Genomic DNA, 18,994 nt, shown 5'->3' on the forward strand with positions numbered 1-18,994 from the left:
TACGTCCCCTGGGGTGGGAAACACGACGGAGTTAAGGGCATGGCAAGTCCTGAAGAAGTATTGAGTTATTGGTTAGATGAAGTCGGTCCAAAGGGTTGGTATCTACAGGACGACGATTTGGATGCAGACATTCGCGACAGGTTCCTGACAACGTGGGAAGCTGCGAATGAAGGAAGGTTCTCGCTCTGGCTGACATATCCCAGCGGTGCTTTGGCCTACATCATCCTGATGGATCAGTTCCCGCGTAACATGTTCCGTGGAAGCGCCAAGGCGTTCGCATCGGATCGCGCGGCCCTCTCGGCAGCGAAATGCGCGATCGACAAGGGGTGGGACATGAAGATCGATGAACCGGCGCGCCAGTTCTTCTATCTTCCTCTTATGCACTCGGAAAACCTGTGTGATCAGGAACGCTGCGTGCGGCTGATGTGTCAGAATATGACCAACAGCGACGACGGCAACCTGTTGCACGCACGGGCGCATCGTGAAGTGATCCGGAAGTTCGGTCGTTTCCCCTATCGCAACGACGCATTGTCGCGGCCAATGACCGAGCATGAAGCCGCCTATGTCAGCATGGGCGGATACGGTTCCACAGTGCGCGAGTTGCAGTCGGCAGCCAGCTAGGACGCTGGTTCGCACCCGCGGATTGCTATTATCCGGTCGGCAACAATGTCGGCCGAATTCTCAATGGCTGTGTTGATCAACTGGTCCGGAGACTCGGTCAGCTCTGCCATTTTCGACTGCGCCCCGCGCAGGTTACCTTCCAGATCATCCAGTTTGTCCAGGACCTCAGACAATTTCTGGGCCGTGACACTGTCAGCAACAGCTCCGGCCAGCTGAATGGACGAAAGATCGCTGCGCAAGGCCGTCAATTCGCCGCGAACGCCTTGAACCTCTTCTTTCAAAGGGGCGACAATCTGAACCTTTTCGGCAAACTTACCAGTGATGTCGTCGACGGTCGTCGCTAGTTTCCAACCCAGAAACAAGCATAGCGCAACCAGGATGAGCGTGGCGTTCAGCAGGGCAAGCAACAGATCTTTGAGTGTTTTGGCCATGTTAAGCCTTTCAAATGACTTGGGTTTCACAGGGTCCGCGTGGGGCCGGTGTCTCTGTTCTAGCCATTGAAGGGCGTGCGGTATAGGCTGAAAACAGCGCATATCGCGCTGCCTTACCCTGCGTCGCATTTGTCGCGGGGGCAATATGTTGATGCGTTTCGAGATTTAGTTTAATGGTAAACTAATTTCTGAATCGACCTGCGCCGAGAGGGAAACATGGCTGCACAATCTTTTGATCTGATCGTAATTGGCGCCGGTCCGGGCGGTTATGTGGCTGCTATCCGTGCCGCACAGCTGGGACTGAAAACAGCCGTAGTTGAACGCGAACATCTGGGCGGCATCTGCCTCAATTGGGGATGCATCCCGACAAAGGCACTTCTGCGGTCGTCCGAAGTGTTCCACTTGATGGAGCGCGCCAAGGATTTTGGCCTGAGCGCAGACAAGATCGACTATGACCTGGACGCGGTAGTAAAACGCTCGCGCGGGGTAGCCAAGCAGCTGACAAGCGGTGTGGGTCACCTTCTGAAAAAGAACAAGGTCACCGTCATCATGGGTGAGGCAACGATCCCCGCGAAAGGCAAAGTCAGCGTCAAAACCGACAAGGGTAACGAAGAGCTGACGGCCAAGAATGTTATTCTCGCCACCGGTGCCCGCGCTCGCGAACTGCCAGGGCTTGAGGCGGACGGCGATCTCGTCTGGACATACAAACATGCGCTTATGCCGCCGCGTATGCCCAAGAAGCTTCTGGTTATCGGGTCCGGCGCGATCGGGATCGAATTCGCCAGCTTCTACAACACGCTTGGTGCAGATACGACCGTTGTCGAAGTCATGGACCGTGTTCTGCCGGTCGAAGACGCCGAAATCAGCGCCTTTGCCAAGAAAGCTTTCACCAAGCAGGGCATGAAGATCATGGAAAAGGCGATGGTCAAGCAATTGGACCGGGCCAAGGGTAAGGTCACCGCCCATATCGAAACCGGCGGCAAGGTCGAAAAGCACGAGTTTGATACCGTGATCTCGGCTGTTGGGATCGTAGGCAATGTCGAAAACCTCGGGCTCGAAGCTCTGGGCGTCAAGATCGATCGGACCCACGTGGTTACAGATGAGTATTGCCGCACGGGTGTCGACGGCCTCTATGCAATTGGTGACATCGCGGGCGCGCCTTGGCTTGCACACAAGGCCAGCCACGAAGGTGTCATGGTCGCCGAACTTATTGCTGGCCAGCATGCGCATCCCGTAAAACCCGAAAGCATCGCGGGATGCACCTATTGCCAACCGCAGGTCGCATCGGTCGGATACACGGAAGCAAAGGCAAAAGAACTTGGCTATGAGGTCAAGGTCGGCAAGTTCCCCTTCATCGGCAATGGGAAGGCGATTGCTTTGGGTGAACCTGAAGGGCTGATCAAAACCGTTTTCGACGCAAAAACCGGTGAGTTGCTGGGGGCGCACATGATCGGCGCAGAGGTTACCGAATTGATTCAGGGCTATGTCGTCGGTCGACAGTTGGAAACCACGGAAGAAGACCTGATGAACACGGTCTTCCCGCATCCGACGCTGTCAGAGATGATGCATGAAAGCGTGCTGGACGCCTATGGGCGTGTGATCCACATGTAAAAAGGGGGCTCTGCCCCCGCCGCCCTGCGGGCGTCTCCCCCGGGATATTTTCAGCCAGATGAAGCAAGGGATCCTTTATTCATCTGGCCTCAAATATCCCGGAGCGCGAGGCAGAGCCTCGCAAAAGTTCTATTTGTTCAATGCGTCCAAAATACGGGCCCAGGACCGGATGCCCTTGTGGTAGCTTTTTACATCATACTTTTCGTTGGGTGAATGGATAGCATCGTCGTCATTGGCGTAGCCGACCAGCATTGAATCCAGGCCAAGAACGGTATCGAAGTAACCAACAACCGGAATTGATCCGCCCATTCCTGTAAAGACCGCCTCACGGTCCCATTCATCGGACAGCGCGCCGCGGGCCGCTTCGAATTCGGGGCGGTCGAGGTTCATGACGGATGCAGGTGAGCCTTCGAGGTCGTTGTCCCAGACAACCTTTGCGTCTGGAGAAAGGCGATCTTCGACGTGTTTGCGGATTTTGTCGCGCAGCGCGTCGGGGTCCATATCGCCCACAAGGCGGCAGGTGATTTTGCAATGTGCCTCGGAGGGGATCACGGTCTTGGAGCCTGCGCCGTTGTAGCCGCCCCAAAGGCCGTTCACTTCCAGCGTCGGGCGCGCCCATTGCTGTTCCAGCGTGGAATAGCCTTTTTCGCCATGTGGTTGGGAGTAGCCGACCGAATTCAGGTATTCAGCTTCATTGAACCCGCAGTTTTCCCATTGGCGCAACTGCTCGGCGGGCACTTCGTGGACGCCTTCATAAAAACCGTCGACGGCGACCCGACCGGTTTCGTCGTCATAGAAGGATGCGACGATCTTGGACAACTCGCGCAGAGGGTTCAGGCCGGGGCCGCCATAGTGGCCCGAGTGCAGATCGATGCGGGGGCCGATGATGGTAAACTCATCCTTGAGCATACCGCGCAGTTGCGACGCGATGGACGGCACGCCGCGTGAGACCATCGAGGTGTCGCAGACCAGTGCCAGATCGGCTTTCAGCTCGTCTTTGTTGGCCTCGAGGAAAGGGACCAGCGAGGGCGAGCCGGATTCTTCTTCGCCTTCGAAGAAAAACGTGATGCGACAGGGCGGGGTGCCGTTAACAGCCTTCCACGCACGGCAGGCCTCGACAAAGGTCATCAGCTGGCCCTTGTCGTCCGACGAGCCACGGCCACGGATGACCTGACCGTTTTCAGTGTCTTCCAGTGCCGGGTCAAACGGGTCGCGCTTCCATAGTTCGAGCGGGTCAACCGGCTGCACGTCATAGTGGCCATAGAACAGGACGTGCGGGGCGTCGCCGTCTTCGCCCACATGGCCAACGACCATCGGGTGCCCGGTTGTCAGCCGTTTTTCGGCGGCGATGCCGATGCTTTGCAGGTCGGCGACAAGCCAGTCGGCGGCCTGTTCGACCTGCTCGTTATAGGCAGGGTCGGTTGAAATCGACGGGATGCGCAGAAACTCCATCAGCCGGTCGATGGATGTGGACAGATCGGCGTCGATCCTGCTCAGAACAGCGTCTAGTGACATGAGCGTCTCCTGAATGGTCGTGAATTGCAGCGGAACCTAACAGCACCGGCAGCGCCGTCCAGCCTGTATCAGCAGGAAATCGGTGATAAGATAGGAAACCTGTTTCAGGTCGCAGGGTTGCCTGCGTCGTTTCCTCGCGTCCGATGGCCGTAACTTTACTTGTCGAAAGGCGCGATCAGGGATAATTGATGCAGATCAAAGTTGCGACTCCGAGATTGACGCTAGGCACGTTATTCTAGGGGAAGCGACACCGAAGGGACAGCAAAGCCTGTCATCTGAGGGAACAACGGGTTCGGCAAACAAACGCAAATGTCGGGCGCAGAAGGAGAAACCGGTGGATTATACTGCTCAGCTCGATACGGCGATAGCCAAGCTGCATGATGAAGGTCGCTACCGGACCTTTATTGATATCGAACGCCGGAATGGTCATTTCCCGCACGCCGTACGGACACGCCCTGACGGGTCACAGCAGAACATCACTGTGTGGTGTGGCAATGACTATCTTGGGATGGGGCAGCATCCGGTCGTTCTGGAAGCCATGCACGAAGCGGTTGACGCTGCAGGTGCCGGTTCGGGCGGAACCCGTAACATCTCGGGCACGACGGTGTATCACAAGCGTCTTGAGGCTGAGTTGGCCGATCTGCACGGCAAGGAATCCGCCTTGTTGTTCACCAGTGCATATATCGCGAACGACGCGACGCTCAGCACGCTGCCCAAGCTGTTCCCCGGGCTGATCATCTATTCTGACGCGCTGAACCATGCCTCGATGATCGAAGGTGTGCGCCGCAACGGCGGTGCCAAGCGGATTTTCCGTCATAATGACGTCGCCCACCTGCGTGAACTGCTCGAGGCTGACGACCCTGCGGCCCCCAAGTTGATCGCCTTCGAATCCGTCTATTCGATGGACGGCGATTTTGGCCCGATCGAAGAGATTTGTGATCTGGCAGACGAGTTTGGCGCTCTGACTTATATCGACGAAGTGCACGCGGTTGGCATGTACGGCCAGCGTGGTGGCGGTGTGACCGAGCGTGATCGTCTGGCCCATCGCATCGACATCATCAACGGAACGCTGGCCAAAGCCTATGGCGTAATGGGCGGCTATATCGCGGCAAGCGAGAAAATGTGTGACGCCGTGCGGTCTTATGCTCCGGGCTTCATCTTTACGACCTCTCTGCCGCCAGCGGTGGCGGCGGGTGCTGCGGCTTCGGTTGCCTATCTCAAGAGCGCGCCAGAACTGCGCGAACAGCACCAGACCCAAGCCAAGATCCTCAAGCTGCGTCTGAAAGGGATGGGCTTGCCCCTGATCGATCACGGCAGCCACATTGTTCCGGTGATCGTAGGTGACCCGGTGCATACCAAAATTCTCAGCGACCGGCTGCTGGATGACTATGGAATCTACGTTCAGCCGATCAACTTCCCCACTGTGCCGCGCGGCACAGAGCGTCTGCGGTTTACCCCGTCGCCGGTTCACGGACCGGGTGAAATGAACCGTTTGATCCAAGCGATGGACGAACTTTGGTCACATTGTGCGCTAAATCGCGCCGAACTTGCAGGTTAACCTCACGCCAAAGTGTGCAATACGCTTGTCGCGTGTTAAGCTTATCCTAACAAAAGGGACGCACGAATCGTTATGGGATCGATTCGTCGTTAGCGTGTAACGCGCAGAAGGCAGAATGGGGCAGCAGGAATGATTGGGCGCAGATCACAGCGCGATTCCGAAGACGACACAGACGTCCGGCCAAAGGGCTTCGACGACTATGAAGTGCGGCTTGGCGACAGAATGCGTGGTGAGCGCGCGACAATGGGCAAGTCCCTTCTGGATGTTCAGCGCGAACTGCGGATCAAAGCCAACTACATTGCTGCCATAGAAGACGCTGATCCCGATGCGTTTGACACACCCGGCTTTATCGCCGGGTATGTGCGTTCTTATGCCCGTTATCTGGGTATGAACCCGGACGAGACTTTTGCCACCTTCTGTGCCGAAAGCGGGTTTGAAGTGGCGCATGGCATGTCCGCCGAGGCATCGGTCGTACGCAAACCATCTGGTGGTTTGCCTGCGCGCGGACCGATGGGGCGCGATCCGTTCATCTCTCCGAATACGCCATATGTTCCTGGCCGGGAGTCTCTGGTCAGTCAGATCGAACCGCGCGCGATTGGGTCGTCTTTGGTTCTGCTGGCCGTGATTTGCGGTATTGGCTACGGCGGCTGGTCGGTCCTGAACCGAATCCAGCAGGTTCAGGTCAGCCCGGTCGAACAAGCACCCGTCGTTCTGTCCGATCTTGATCCGCTGGACGCGGCGCGTGCTCCGCTCGAACTGGCAGAGGCAGCAGATTCCGCTGCGCCAACGCCCGAAGCGCTGGACCGCCTCTATCGCCCGCAGGCGTTGGATGTGCCGGTTCTCGTGGCCCGGGATGCCCCCATCGCCACTCTGGATCCGCGCACCGTTGGCACATTCCGCCCACCCGAGCCGCCGAAGGTCGAAGTGGCCGAAGTGCACACGGTGGAACGCCCCACCTTGCCACAGGTCGTCGAACAGGTAGACACCGCGTTGAGAATCGTAGCGGTCGCGCCGTCCTGGATGCGCATCCGCGCTGCAGATGGCAGCGTTCTGTTCGAAGGCACCCTGGGTACGGTCGAACAGGGCAGCACGTTTGAAATTCCCCTGACCGAAGAGCCGCCCCAACTGCGCGCGGGGGCTTCGGGCTCTGTCTATTTCTCGATGAATGGCGCGCATTACGGCCCCGTTGGTGCACCGGGTACGGTGACCAAAGGTGTTGTGCTGTCCAAGGATGCGGTTTCCGAACGTTATGAGGTTGCCGATCTCGAGGCCGAGCAGAACAGCGCACTCAAGCAGTTGGTAGCGGAACTTCAGGCACAGGTCACCGAAGCCCCGGCCGAGTGATCTGGCCATTGCGGTAGCCGGGTAGGCGGACTATCTAAGACGCAACTCTGGCAGCTTTGGACCCGTCCTCATGTCTCTCAATCACGTTCGCCCGTGGAAGAACATCTATCGCCGTAAATCCCGCCAGATCATGGTCGGAAACGTCCCCGTCGGGGGTGACGCGCCCATCGCTGTTCAGACGATGACCAACACGCTGACAACGGATGTGGCAGCGACCGTGGCGCAGGTTCAGGCCGCTGCCGAAGCGGGCGCGGACATTGTGCGTGTGTCCGTCCCCGATGAGGCGTCGTCGAAAGCCCTGAAAGAGATTGTGCGCGAAAGCCCGGTGCCCATCGTGGCGGACATTCACTTCCACTACCGCCGCGGGATCGAGGCCGCCGAGGCCGGGGCCGCTTGTCTGCGGATCAACCCGGGCAATATCGGCAGCGAGGACCGCGTGAAAGAGGTCATTCAGGCCGCGCGCGACCACAATTGCTCGATCCGTATTGGTGTGAACGCAGGCAGTCTGGAAAAGCACCTGCTTGAGAAATACGGCGAGCCGTGCCCCGACGCGATGGTCGAAAGCGGGTTGGAACATATCCGTATCCTGCAGGACAACGATTTCCACGAATTCAAGATCAGCGTGAAAGCCAGCGATGTTTTCCTGTCTGCTGCGGCCTATCAGGGCATCGCCGAGGCCACCGACGCACCGATCCACCTTGGGATTACCGAGGCCGGCGGGCTTGTGTCCGGCACCATCAAATCAGCGATTGGTCTGGGCAATCTGTTGTGGATGGGCATCGGCGACACGATCCGTGTCAGCCTGTCTGCCGATCCGGTCGAAGAGGTCAAGGTCGGCTATGAAATTCTCAAATCCCTTGGCCTGCGCCATCGCGGTGTGAACATCATCTCGTGCCCCTCCTGCGCGCGGCAGGGTTTTGACGTGATCAAGACTGTCGAGGCTTTGGAGCAACGGTTAGAACACATCAAAACTCCGATGAGCCTGTCGATCATCGGGTGCGTGGTGAACGGCCCGGGTGAGGCACTGATGACCGACGTGGGCTTTACTGGCGGCGGGGCAGGGTCAGGTATGGTCTATCTGGCGGGCAAGGCCAGCCACAAGATGTCCAACGATCAGATGATCGAGCACATCGTTGAAGAGGTCGAGAAGAAGGCGGCAGAACTGGGCGCGACGCGTGAGGCGGCGGAGTAAAACCGGCTTATCTGGTTGCTGGCAGTCCAAAGAGTGAAATTGTTACGCGTTGCCCGTCCGGGTCGATCGTGCGGGCCGGCGCCTTCAGGTTGATGTTGGTCGGGCCCTTTTGTGGGCGGCCCAACATATCGTAGTGGACCCCAGCGCAGGGATCAAAGAACCCGTCAAAGTCGCCAGCTTTTTTTTGCACAATGCAGCCAGGCCCCGCCGTGCTGATCGGGCTGGCGATGAACCATTCGACGTTGGCGAATGCCTCTGGCTCAAGCCCCCGCTCAAGCGCGCCAGAGTTTATCGCCTCAGACCAGTCCTCTAACGGGATCGTCGGGTCAAATTGCGCCAAAGCCCTTGCCATTTCATCCTTATCCCGGCGCCAAATGACAACCGGCTTCCCCCTGAGGTTCAGGATTTTTGCGTCGCCAGGGTCCCAGCTTCCAATCTCGACGGAGGTTGCAGAGTTCGCAGCGCGGACTTTGACGTCCGCCGTGGTGGTTGTGCCTGAGAACAGGTAATACAGTCCGATTGCAAGTGTCAGCACAGCCCAAAAAGCGGTCACGTAGTAAAGGGTTACGCCTTTTGTCTTCATGTCTGCGCGCTCAAATTCTGAGTAACCAATCTATCTGTGGTTGAATGGTTATCGAAACACCCCTCCAAAGGAAAGTGCGTTTGGTAATGAAGCAGTAAGCAGAAGGGCCGGACCAACGATCCGGCGCTCCAGGCAAAGATGTGAAGGGGCGGCATGACCGCCCCGTACAAGTTACCCGCGTTCCGCCCGAACACCGTTTGCAATCTGCAGCATTTGATCCGCAGGCAGGAAGCCGCGCAGCATTTCGGTGCCCAGCACAAAGGAAGGTGTGCCGGAAATCTGCATGCGTTGCGCCAGAGCGCGGGTACGGGTGATTTCGTCGGTCACCTGCTCGCTGTCCATCGCGGCGATGATGGCGTCGCTGTCCAGGCCCAGACCGTCCGAAATGCGGCGCAGGGCAACCTCTGACGGTTCGCCGGTGAACTCCAGCAGCGCATCGTGCACCTGTTTGTAGGCATCGTCGCCAGCAACATGCTTGGTTGCGACGGCAAAGCGCGAGGACAGGACCGAAGCGTCGCCCAAAATCGGGAATTCTTTGATCACAAGGCGGATGTTGCCGTCTTCGGCCAGCAGGCTTGCCACTTCGGGCACAGCGCGGCGGCAATAGCCACAGCGATAGTCCATGAACTCGACCAGGGTGATGTCGCCTTCGGGGTTGCCGCCCACCCAGCTATAGCCGTCGTTGAACAGCTCTTCGGCGTTGGCGGCGACCAGATCCTTGTCAGCGGCGGCTTCAGCAGCAGCATTGCGCTGTTCCAGGATGTTGATCGCCTCGATGATCACTTCGGGATTTTCCAGCAGGTATTCGCGAACCTGCGCACCAAACTGTTCACGTTCGGCATCGCTCATGGTGCTCAGGTCCAGCGCCTGCGCGGGGCCGGTGATCAGGGAAAGCCCCAGAAGGGCGGGAGCGGCATGTCTGAGGATCATTTCCGTTTCCTTTTCTTTTTCTTCGCGTGTTCCGAGGCAATCAGCACATCCTGTGCCCGTTGCCAACCTGGTGAGCCTTCGGGCAATTGCCCGACGGCGCGTCTTGCGTGGATGCCTGCATCGGCCAACCGGCCCTGCAGCGCATATCTTTCGGCGGTCACAGCCGAGGCCATACCGTTGTTTCCGACCTTGGCATAGGCCATGCCAAGATCCTGCATCAGTCTTGCATTGCGATAATCCCGTGCGCGCGCCTTTTCAAGCACATCGAGCGCGGCCTGTGTCTGCCCGTCGGCCAGCAACGCCCGCCCGTAGCCTGCCATCAGCAAGGGATCGTTCGGCAACATATCAACGGCATGACCATAGGCTTTAACAGCCTCGGTCAGCTGTCTGTTTTCTAACAGGATTTGCCCCTTGAGTTCGTAGTAGAACGGGTCGTCGGGCCGGATCTCCAGAGCCGCGTCGATCGCGGCGCGCGCACGGGGCAGATCGCGGTTCTGGTGGTATGCGGCAGCTTCGCGCATCAGGCGAATGTCCTGCGCGGTTTCTTCTTTGGCGCGGCGCAGGGTCCAGCCGGGCGAGCGAAGGAAGGCTGACAGCTTACCCTTAACCCGCGCGAACCAGTAATCGGCATTGGGGTTGGCGGGGGCCTGATCACTGAACTCTCCCATAAAAGCCTGGGCAGCGCGCAGGCGTTCGCGACTGGTCGGGTGGGACCGCATGTAAGGGTCCTGATTTGCGGTGCTCAGCAATTCCTGACCTGCGAATTTCTGGTGCAGGGCGACCATACCGCTGGGCGAAATCCCCGCAGCGCGCAAATAGCTGGCCGAGCTGCGATCAGCCGAGGATTCCTCGGCCCGCGTGTGCCCTAGAAAGCTGCGCAGCGCCGCACCCGAGGTGCCAGCGGCGATGCCGGCTGCGGCCTCTCCACCTCCGGCGGCGGCAACAACAAGGGCCAGAGCAGTGCCCAGCTGCGAATTGCGCTGTGCTGCGCGCATGTTTTCGATGCGTCGGGCCAGATGGCCGTTGGCGATGTGGGCGGCTTCGTGGGCGATCACGGCCTGCAGCATCTCGGGGGTTTCGACGGACAGGATCAGCCCGTAATTCACGTAGATCGCGTTGTAATCTATGACGAACGCATTGAACGTGCTGTCGTTGACAACCAGGATCCGCACGCGATTGGTGTTCAGCCCAGCGGCGCGCAGGATGGGAAAGGCCAGCTCACGCAGGCCGTGTTCGATGTCTGGGTCACGGATCAGACTTTGGGCGCTGGACTGCGACGCGCTGCTCACCCATGTCACTGCAATCAGCAACAGGGCCGGGATTGACGCCAGCCTTGATACGCGTTCAAAAGCCATGGCTGCAACATGGGAGATGGGCATGAGAAACTCAACCCGGTCCGGGGTCGATCCCTTCATCGTGATGGACGTGATGGAGGCCGCGCGTAAAGCCGAAGAGGCTGGTCGCCACATAATCCATATGGAGGTCGGCCAGCCTGGAACCGGTGCACCCAAAGGCGCGACCGAGGCTTTGGCCAAAGCGATGGAGCAAGGCCCGCTGGGCTACACCGTGGCGTTGGGTCTGCCTGCACTGCGGCAACGGATCGCACGCCTTTATGGTGAGTGGTACAACGTCGACCTGAACCCCGAACGCGTGGTGATCACGCCCGGGTCGTCCGGCGGGTTTCTGCTGACTTTCACCGCCTTGTTCGACAGTGGTGATCGGGTCGGGATCGGAGCGCCGGGCTATCCGTCTTACCGGCAGATTCTGAAAGCACTGGGCTTGGTGCCGGTGGATCTGCCAACCGCGCCCGAGAACCGCCTGCAGCCGGTTCCGTCGGATTTCGCCAGTCTTGACCTGCAAGGCCTGATGGTCGCATCGCCGGCGAACCCCACAGGCACTATGCTGGATCACTCTGCGATGGGGTCCTTGATCGAGGCTGCGCAGGGGCAGGGCGCGTCTTTTATCAGCGATGAGATTTACCACGGCCTCGAATACGAGGCCAAAGCCGTCACCGCGCTTGAGCTAACGGACGAGTGCTATGTGATCAACTCGTTCTCCAAGTACTTCTCGATGACCGGTTGGCGGGTTGGCTGGATGGTGGTGCCCGAGGATCAGGTGCGCGTGGTCGAACGGATCGCGCAGAACATGTTCATCTGTGCCCCTCATGCCAGCCAGGTGGCCGCACTTGCAGCGATGGATTGCGAAGAAGAATTGCAGGCCAATCTGGATGTTTATCGCCGCAACCGCGCGCTGATGCTGGACGGTCTGCCCAAGGCGGGCTTTACCAACATCGCGCCACCTGATGGGGCGTTTTATGTTTACGCCGATGTCTCTGACCTGACCGACGACAGCCGCGCCTTTGCGGCTGAGGTTTTGGACAAGGCCGGGGTGGCCGTCACGCCGGGTTTGGATTTCGATCCGAAACGGGGGCATTCCACCCTGCGGTTTTCCTACGCCCGGTCCACGGCGGATATCGAAGAGGGTCTGCTTCGACTGCACCGTTTTATGGCTCAGCGCGGCGCGATCAAAGAACAGGCCTGAGCCGTTCACAACGCGACCCGGATGCGTTAGGGTATCGGTTAAACGATCTCGGGAAAACTTGAGGCCATGAGCAGGATCTTCTACGCCATCGCGCTGTTTTGGGCGCTGACGACGGCTGCTGTCGCGCATGATTTCAGCGCTCTTGCGCGTGTGGTGCCGGATGACAGCCGGATTGTCGATGAAGGCCGCGCTGGAGTGCGCATCGATCTGGGCCTTAGTCAGGGCGTGCCGTATCGAGTGTTCTCCCTGCGCGATCCCTATCGCATGGTTCTGGATTTTCAGGAGGTCGACTGGACCGGTCTTGATCCCAATACGTTTTTGCAAAGCGACCGCATCAGCGGCGTGCAATTTGGCGCCTATGTCCCGGGCTGGTCGCGGATGGTTCTGGAATTGGGTGCACCCTTGGCCGTCGACAGCGCTGAGTTGCGCATTGATGAGACCACGGGTGGGGCGCACCTGTCGCTGATCCTGATGGGTACCGATTTCGATACATTTGCCGCAGGTTCGGGCGTACCCCGTCAGCAGGGGTGGGATTTGCCAGAACCTGCGGTGACACCTGCTGTGCCACGTCAGGGTGCATCCGGCGCGCTGCGGGTGATGCTGGACCCCGGCCATGGCGGCATTGATCCGGGGGCCGAAGTAGACGGCTCGAACGAAAAGACCCTGATGCTGACCTTTGCCCGCGAGCTGCGGGAACAGATGCTGAGGGCCGGTGGGTTCGAGGTTGTGATGACGCGGGTGGATGATCAATTCGTCTCGCTGGAACGGCGCATCGCGTTGGCGCACCGGGCAGGGGCGGATGTATTCATCTCACTGCACGCAGACATTCTGTCCGAGGGGCGGGCGCACGGGGCGGCGGTTTATACCTTGTCCGAAGCCGCCTCGGACGTGGCCAGTGACAAGCTGGCCGAACGTCATGACCGCGGGGATCTGATCGCTGGCATCGACCTAAGCGGCGCAGATGATCAGGTGGCCGACGTGTTGCTGGATATCGCACGGCAGGAAACCAAACCCCGCACCGATGCGTTGGCCCGTGCGTTGGCCGATGGCATGACGCAGCAAGGTGGCCCGATGAACAGCAGACCGATCCGCACCGCCTCTTTCTCGGTTCTGAAGGCTGCTGACATCCCATCGGTTTTGGTGGAGCTTGGCTTTTTGTCCAGTCCTCGGGACCTGAAAAACATCCGGAACCCGGAATGGCGGATGGGCATGGCGCAGGGCATCGTAGAGGGTCTGAAGAAGTGGCGGCAGGAAGACCGGATCAAAAGATCGCTGATTGGTCAGTGACCCTGCGGCGTAAACAGGCTATTATTGGCCATCGTGTTTTGACCCCAAGCGGGTGCAACACTATATAGGCGGCACCGCGAGCAAAAGGCAGTAACGTGATCCGTTTCATTCTTTCGATTTTCGGGGCGATCTTCAGCCTCGTGACCTTGGGTATCTTCATGGCCGCGCTGGTCGTTGGCGCGATCTTCTGGATGTATGGGCGCGACCTTCCCAGCCATGAATCGCTGGCGCAGTACAAGCCGCCGACGATCAGCCGGATTTATTCGGGTGAAGGTCAACTGATTGACGAATTCGCGCAGGAACGCCGCCTGTTCACGCCGTCCGAGGAAATTCCCGATCTGGTGAAACAGGCCTTTATCTCGGCGGAAGACAAGAATTTCTACACCCATCAGGGCTATGACCCGCGCGGTATCATCGCCGCCGGCGTCGAAGCAGTGAAATCCAAGGGTGAGAACGTCCGCGGTGCGTCGACCATCACCCAGCAGGTGATGAAGAACTTCCTGCTGTCCGGGGACCGCCGGGCCGAGCGCAAGATCAAGGAAATCATCCTCGCCACCCGGCTTGAGGATACGCTGGACAAGGAACAGATCCTCGAACTTTACATGAACGAGATCTTTTTGGGCCAGAACTCCTATGGTGTGACCGCTGCCGCGCAGACCTATTTCAACAAAACCCTGCAAGAGCTGGCCCCGCACGAGGCCGCGACGTTGGCCGCGATGCCCAAGGCTCCGTCGGATTATCACCCGGTGCGGCAAAAGGACCGTCTGCTGGCACGCCGGAACTACGTGCTGCGAGAGATGAACCAGAATGGCTACATTGATCAGGCGACGTATGAAACCGAAGTCGAAATGCCGTTGCGCTCGGTCCAGAATGGCGATTTCGAAAGCTTCCGCACTGCTTTGCCGCCACGCGATTATTTCACCGACGAAATTCGCCGTCAGTTGAGCGAGGATTTCGGCGAGGGTGAGTTCTTTACCGGCGGCTTCACCGTCCGCGCTTCGGTGGATGAAGAGATGCAGGTCGAGGCTGCCAAGGCCCTGCGCACGGCGCTGCAGAAATACGACCGCTCGCGTGGCAAATGGCGCGGCACCGGCGAAGTCATCCCCGAGGAAAAGCTGGCGGATGAAGCGCAATGGCGCGAGGCGCTGGCCATCATGGAAATCCCTCGTGACGTCGTTTTGCCGACGCAATGGTACCCGGCCGTTGTCCTGAACGTCGGTGAGCAACAATTGACTGTGGGCATCGAAGACGGCCCGGCCGACGGAATCGTCCCACGTTCCGATATCAAATGGATGCAGGGCGACTTTGCGGCAAACTTCAAACGCGGTGACGTCATTTTGGTCATGGCCGGAGAGGAAGGCCAGTGGTCCGCCCGTCAGGTGCCCGAAGTGCAGGGCGGTTTCGTCGCGATGGACGTGAACTCTGGCCGTGTTCTGGCGATGCAGGGCGGGTTCTCGTATCAGGACTCGGTGTTCAATCGCGCCACGCAGGCGCAGCGCCAGCCGGGGTCAAGCTTTAAGCCCTTTGTCTACGCGGCCGCGCTGGACAGTGGTTACAGCCCCGCAACCATCGTTGTGGACGCGCCGATCGAGGTGAACACGCCGCAAGGCCTTTGGCGGCCCAAAAACTCGTCGAACAAGTTCTATGGTCCGACGCCGCTGCGCACCGGGATCGAACAGTCGCGGAACCTGATGACCATTCGTCTGGCGCAAGAGGTCACCATGCCAGTTGTCGCGGGCTATGCCGAACGCTTCGGCGTCTATGACCGCATGGGCGCATTCCTGGCCAACTCGCTGGGGTCCGAAGAAACGACTCTATATAAGATGGTGGCCGCCTACGCGATGTTCGCGAACGGTGGTGAGCGGGTCGACCCCACGCTGGTCGACCGCATTCAAGACCGGTTTGGCAAGACAATTTACCGCCACGACGACCGGCAGTGTCTGGACTGTAACTCGGCCTGGATCGAACCGGACGAGTCGCCCACGATTGAAACCAACCGCTCTCAGGTCATGGATGCGATCACAGCGTATCAGCTGACTTCGATGATGAAAGGCGTGGTGGATCGCGGCACGGCTTCGGCCCATGTCAAATTGCCGGTTCCGACCGCAGGTAAGACCGGTACGACCAACGAATCCAAAGACGCGTGGTTCATCGGATTTACGTCGAACATCGTGGCGGGTTGCTATATCGGCTACGACCGCCCGCGCCCGATGGGGCGGGGGGCCTATGGCGGCACGATGTGCGGCCCGGTCTTCCAGAGCTTCATGGAGAAGGCTGTTGAGAAATACGGTGGTGGTCCGTTTGAAGTGCCCGAAGGTGGACACTTCATCAAGATCGACCGTTTCAGCGGCGCGCGCCTGCCTGCGGATGCAACCGGCGACTATGTCGTGGCCGAGTACTTCCGCGACGGTGTCGACGGCTTCATCGACCGCGTTTATGACGGTGGCTTTGCGATGGGATCAGACCTGCCGCTGTTCGAAGAGGCCAACTCGGGCCGTCAGGTCACCACCTCGACCGGCAATACCGTTACCGTTGGACCCAATGCCAGCCAGGGCGATCTTTCGACGGGCGGCCTTTACTGATACCTAATATGTTTCAAGGCTCCGCTGTCTTGTGGAGCCTTGAACCTCTTGCTATCACGCAGGCCTGATTGAGCAAGTTGGGACAAGACCATGCGCGCCGAAACCCAGAATACCGTGGCGGAAATTGAAAAGTCGCTGGAGCTGCTGGCGCAGCGTATGGACTATGAGACCGCCCCTCATCGTCTTGAGGAGTTCAACGCGCGTGTCGAGGACCCCAACCTGTGGGACAACCCGGAAAACGCACAGAAACTGATGCGCGAGCGTCAGATGTTGGTGGATGCCATCGAGACCTACGAGTCGATCAAGACCGATCTGAGCGACAATATCGAACTGATCGAACTGGGTGAGATGGAAGAGGACGAAGAGGTCGTCACCGACGCAGAAGAGGCCATCAAAAAGCTGGGTGCCAAGGCCGCCAAGAAAGAGCTTGAAGCGTTGTTGGATGGTGAGGCTGACGGCAATGACACCTTCCTCGAAATCAACTCGGGCGCGGGCGGGACGGAAAGTTGCGACTGGGCCTCCATGCTGGCGCGGATGTATGTCCGCTGGGCCGAGAAAAAGGGCTATACGGTCGAGTTGCAGTCTGAGACAGCGGGCGAAGAGGCGGGTATCAAATCTGCCGCCTACAAGATTTCCGGTCACAACGCCTATGGTTGGTTGAAATCGGAAAGCGGCGTGCATCGGTTGGTGCGGATTTCGCCTTATGACTCGGCGGCCAAGCGGCACACCTCGTTCAGCTCAGTCTGGGTCTATCCGGTGGTGGACGACAATATCGAGATTGAGGTAAACCCGGCGGATATCCGCATTGATACCTATCGATCCTCGGGCGCGGGTGGGCAGCACGTGAATACCACGGACTCGGCCGTTCGGATTACGCACATTCCGACTGGCATCGTTGTGACTTCGTCCGAGAAATCGCAGCACCAGAACCGTGATATCGCCATGAAGGCGCTGAAATCGCGTCTGTACCAACAGGAACTGGATCGCCGAAACGCCGATATCAACGCGGCGCATGAGGCGAAGGGTGATGCCGGGTGGGGCAACCAGATCCGGTCCTACGTTCTGCAACCGTACCAAATGGTAAAGGACTTGCGGACCAACCACGAGACCTCGGACACCAAGGGTGTTTTGGATGGTGATCTGGATGGGTTCATGGCGGCGACGCTGGCTATGGACGTGGCGGGTAAAAGCCGGTCTGAGGCGCAAGGCGACAGTTAAAGGGGGCTCTGCCCCCGTCTCCGCAGGCGGAGACTCCCCCGGGATATTTTTGGCCAGATGAAGCGGATCCCCGCGCTGCAGGTTACTGCTAAAAGGTATATGTAAAACACGGGTTTAAATGAGAGTTTGCCCCGGCTAGGCTGAATGCGACGTAAGGACACGGGACGCAATTGGGCCATGGGATGGATCTGAGTCAGACAACTGCAACTGCCTTGTTGGCGGACCTTTCGGCCCGGCGTCTTTCGGCGGCCGACCTGATGCGGGCGACATTGGATCGGATCGCGGCGGTGAACGGGTCGTTGAACGCCATCGTCGCGTTGCGCGCTGAGGCGGATTTGATGGCCGAGGCGCGGGCGCTGGATGATGGCCCGGTGACAGGCCCGCTGCATGGTCTGCCGATTGCGGTCAAGGATCTGGTGAATGTCGCGGGCGTGGTCTCATCGCAGGGATCGCCGGTGTTTCGGGATTTTGTTCCGCAGAAGGACGATCTGATCGCGGCGCGGATGCGGGCGGCGGGGGCTATTTTGATCGGTAAGACCAACACGCCGGAATTCGGGCTGGGCTCGCATACATTCAATCCGGTCTATGGTGCCACGCGCAACCCGTATGACCCTGCGCGCACCTGCGGTGGGTCGTCCGGTGGTGCCGCGGTCGCATTGGCAACCGGAATGGTGGCGCTGGCGGACGGATCCGACATGATGGGAAGCCTGCGCAATCCGGCGGCCTGGAACAATGTCTATGGGTTCCGTCCCAGCTGGGGGCGTGTCCCGCCCGAGCCCGCAGGCGATGTGTTTCTGCACCAATTGTCGACGCTCGGTCCCATGGCGCGCAGCCCCGAGGATCTGGCGGTATTGCTGGACGTGGTCTCAGGGTCGGACCCGAGGCACCCAGCGGATGTTTCCAGTCCGCCCGTATCACCGGTTCGAGCGGCGGATCTGACGGGCAATCGGATTGGCTGGTTGAGCGATTGGGGCGGGGCCTTGCCATTTGAAGACGGTATTCTGGCGAAGTGCCAAGACGCCTTGTCTGTGTTTGCGCAGTTGGGCGCGCAGGTCGAGACGGTCGCCCCACCATTCGACGCTGAGAACATGTTCCAAAGTTGGTCGACCCTGCGATCCTGGAGCGTGGCGGCAAGTCTGGCACCGTTGTCGGATCAAAAGGCCCAGTTGAAGGACACCGCCCGGTGGGAGCTGGACCGGGGACAGGCCCTGACCGCGATGCAGGTGCATCAGGCGAGCGTCGTCCGGTCGGATTGGTTCCGGTGCGCTGCGATGCTGTTCGACACATATGACGCGCTGGTCTTGCCCTCGGCGCAGGTGTGGCCGTTTGAGGTGCAGGTGCCGTTTCCGAATGAGATCGCCGGAACGCCGATGGACACCTATCACCGCTGGATGCAAGTGGTTGTCCCCGTCAGCCTGATCGGGCTGCCCTGCCTGTCGGTTCCCGTTGGGTTCGGAGCCGGTGGCTTGCCGATGGGCATGCAGGTCTTTGGACCGCGCGGGGATGATGGGCGCATTCTGTCGATTGGGGCTGCGTATCACGCTGCGACGGGGTGGCCGCAAAAACGCCCGGCTTGAGGAG

Annotated in this window: 15 protein-coding genes; 10 read left to right on the forward strand and 5 right to left on the reverse strand. The window is 59.3% G+C overall.

What is annotated here, in order from left to right; all coding sequences use genetic code 11:
* Positions 1–39: 39 nt before the first annotated feature.
* Positions 40–621 (forward strand): DUF924 family protein, encoded by a 582-nt coding sequence (locus tag J7416_RS02760; RefSeq protein ID WP_209222830.1) that lies wholly within the window; start codon positions 40–42, stop codon positions 619–621.
* Here the strand turns inward: J7416_RS02760 and J7416_RS02765 are convergent.
* A complete protein-coding gene (locus tag J7416_RS02765; protein WP_209222832.1) occupies positions 618–1,052 on the reverse strand; it encodes a hypothetical protein in 435 nt (144 codons plus the stop codon). The genes J7416_RS02760 and J7416_RS02765 overlap by 4 nt on opposite strands.
* Before the next feature lie 216 nt (positions 1,053–1,268).
* Here J7416_RS02765 and lpdA point away from each other — a divergent pair, with 216 nt between their 5' ends.
* Positions 1,269–2,663 carry a dihydrolipoyl dehydrogenase gene (gene lpdA / locus J7416_RS02770; protein WP_209222834.1) on the forward strand — a complete coding sequence of 465 codons (1,395 nt, stop codon included), beginning with the start codon at positions 1,269–1,271 and terminating at the stop codon, positions 2,661–2,663.
* A gap of 129 nt (positions 2,664–2,792) precedes the next feature.
* Here lpdA and J7416_RS02775 read toward each other — a convergent pair whose 3' ends face one another.
* Positions 2,793–4,178 carry a M20/M25/M40 family metallo-hydrolase gene (locus tag J7416_RS02775; RefSeq protein WP_209222837.1) on the reverse strand — a complete coding sequence of 462 codons (1,386 nt, stop codon included), beginning with the start codon at positions 4,176–4,178 and terminating at the stop codon, positions 2,793–2,795.
* Between the two features lie 334 nt (positions 4,179–4,512).
* Here J7416_RS02775 and hemA point away from each other — a divergent pair, with 334 nt between their 5' ends.
* The 3 genes from hemA (at position 4,513) to ispG (ending at position 8,272) form a co-directional block, all read left to right on the forward strand.
* Positions 4,513–5,736 (forward strand): 5-aminolevulinate synthase, encoded by a 1,224-nt coding sequence (hemA, locus tag J7416_RS02780; protein ID WP_209222839.1) that lies wholly within the window; start codon positions 4,513–4,515, stop codon positions 5,734–5,736.
* Between the two features lie 129 nt (positions 5,737–5,865).
* Positions 5,866–7,080 carry a helix-turn-helix domain-containing protein gene (locus tag J7416_RS02785; RefSeq protein WP_209222841.1) on the forward strand — a complete coding sequence of 405 codons (1,215 nt, stop codon included), beginning with the start codon at positions 5,866–5,868 and terminating at the stop codon, positions 7,078–7,080.
* 70 nt (positions 7,081–7,150) lie between these two features.
* Positions 7,151–8,272, forward strand: coding sequence for a flavodoxin-dependent (E)-4-hydroxy-3-methylbut-2-enyl-diphosphate synthase (ispG, locus tag J7416_RS02790; RefSeq protein WP_209222843.1), 1,122 nt, complete (start codon positions 7,151–7,153; stop codon positions 8,270–8,272).
* Positions 8,273–8,279: 7 nt separating this feature from the next.
* On the opposite strand, the gene J7416_RS02795 is transcribed toward ispG, so the two are convergent.
* The 3 genes from J7416_RS02795 to J7416_RS02805 all read right to left on the reverse strand — a co-directional run bounded on the left by J7416_RS02795 (position 8,280) and on the right by J7416_RS02805 (position 11,164).
* Positions 8,280–8,855, reverse strand: a complete 576-nt coding sequence (locus tag J7416_RS02795; RefSeq protein ID WP_209222845.1) for a ubiquinol cytochrome C oxidoreductase — start codon at positions 8,853–8,855, stop codon at positions 8,280–8,282.
* A gap of 171 nt (positions 8,856–9,026) precedes the next feature.
* Positions 9,027–9,785, reverse strand: a complete 759-nt coding sequence (locus J7416_RS02800) for a DsbA family protein (protein WP_209222847.1) — start codon at positions 9,783–9,785, stop codon at positions 9,027–9,029.
* Positions 9,782–11,164, reverse strand: a complete 1,383-nt coding sequence (locus tag J7416_RS02805; RefSeq protein WP_209222849.1) for a M48 family metalloprotease — start codon at positions 11,162–11,164, stop codon at positions 9,782–9,784. The genes J7416_RS02800 and J7416_RS02805 overlap by 4 nt, the downstream gene beginning before the upstream one ends.
* Here J7416_RS02805 and J7416_RS02810 point away from each other — a divergent pair.
* From J7416_RS02810 to J7416_RS02830, 5 genes are all read left to right on the forward strand, one after another.
* Positions 11,163–12,326, forward strand: a complete 1,164-nt coding sequence (locus tag J7416_RS02810; protein ID WP_209222851.1) for an aminotransferase class I/II-fold pyridoxal phosphate-dependent enzyme — start codon at positions 11,163–11,165, stop codon at positions 12,324–12,326. The genes J7416_RS02805 and J7416_RS02810 overlap by 2 nt on opposite strands.
* 66 nt (positions 12,327–12,392) lie before the next feature.
* A complete protein-coding gene (locus tag J7416_RS02815) occupies positions 12,393–13,613 on the forward strand; it encodes an N-acetylmuramoyl-L-alanine amidase (protein ID WP_209222853.1) in 1,221 nt (406 codons plus the stop codon).
* Between the two features lie 95 nt (positions 13,614–13,708).
* A complete protein-coding gene (locus J7416_RS02820) occupies positions 13,709–16,195 on the forward strand; it encodes a PBP1A family penicillin-binding protein (protein ID WP_209222855.1) in 2,487 nt (828 codons plus the stop codon).
* 90 nt (positions 16,196–16,285) lie between these two features.
* The gene (gene prfB / locus J7416_RS02825) at positions 16,286–17,413 is read left to right on the forward strand and encodes a peptide chain release factor 2 (protein WP_209222857.1); all 1,128 of its coding nucleotides are present in this window, start codon (positions 16,286–16,288) and stop codon (positions 17,411–17,413) included.
* A 182-nt stretch (positions 17,414–17,595) separates the two neighbouring features.
* Entirely contained in the window at positions 17,596–18,990 is a 1,395-nt protein-coding gene (locus tag J7416_RS02830; RefSeq protein WP_209222858.1) for an amidase, read from the forward strand.
* The last annotated feature ends 4 nt before the right edge of the window (positions 18,991–18,994 follow it).

The organism is Ruegeria sp. R14_0, from assembly GCF_017743975.1.
In the GTDB taxonomy this organism is placed as follows: domain Bacteria; phylum Pseudomonadota; class Alphaproteobacteria; order Rhodobacterales; family Rhodobacteraceae; genus Ruegeria.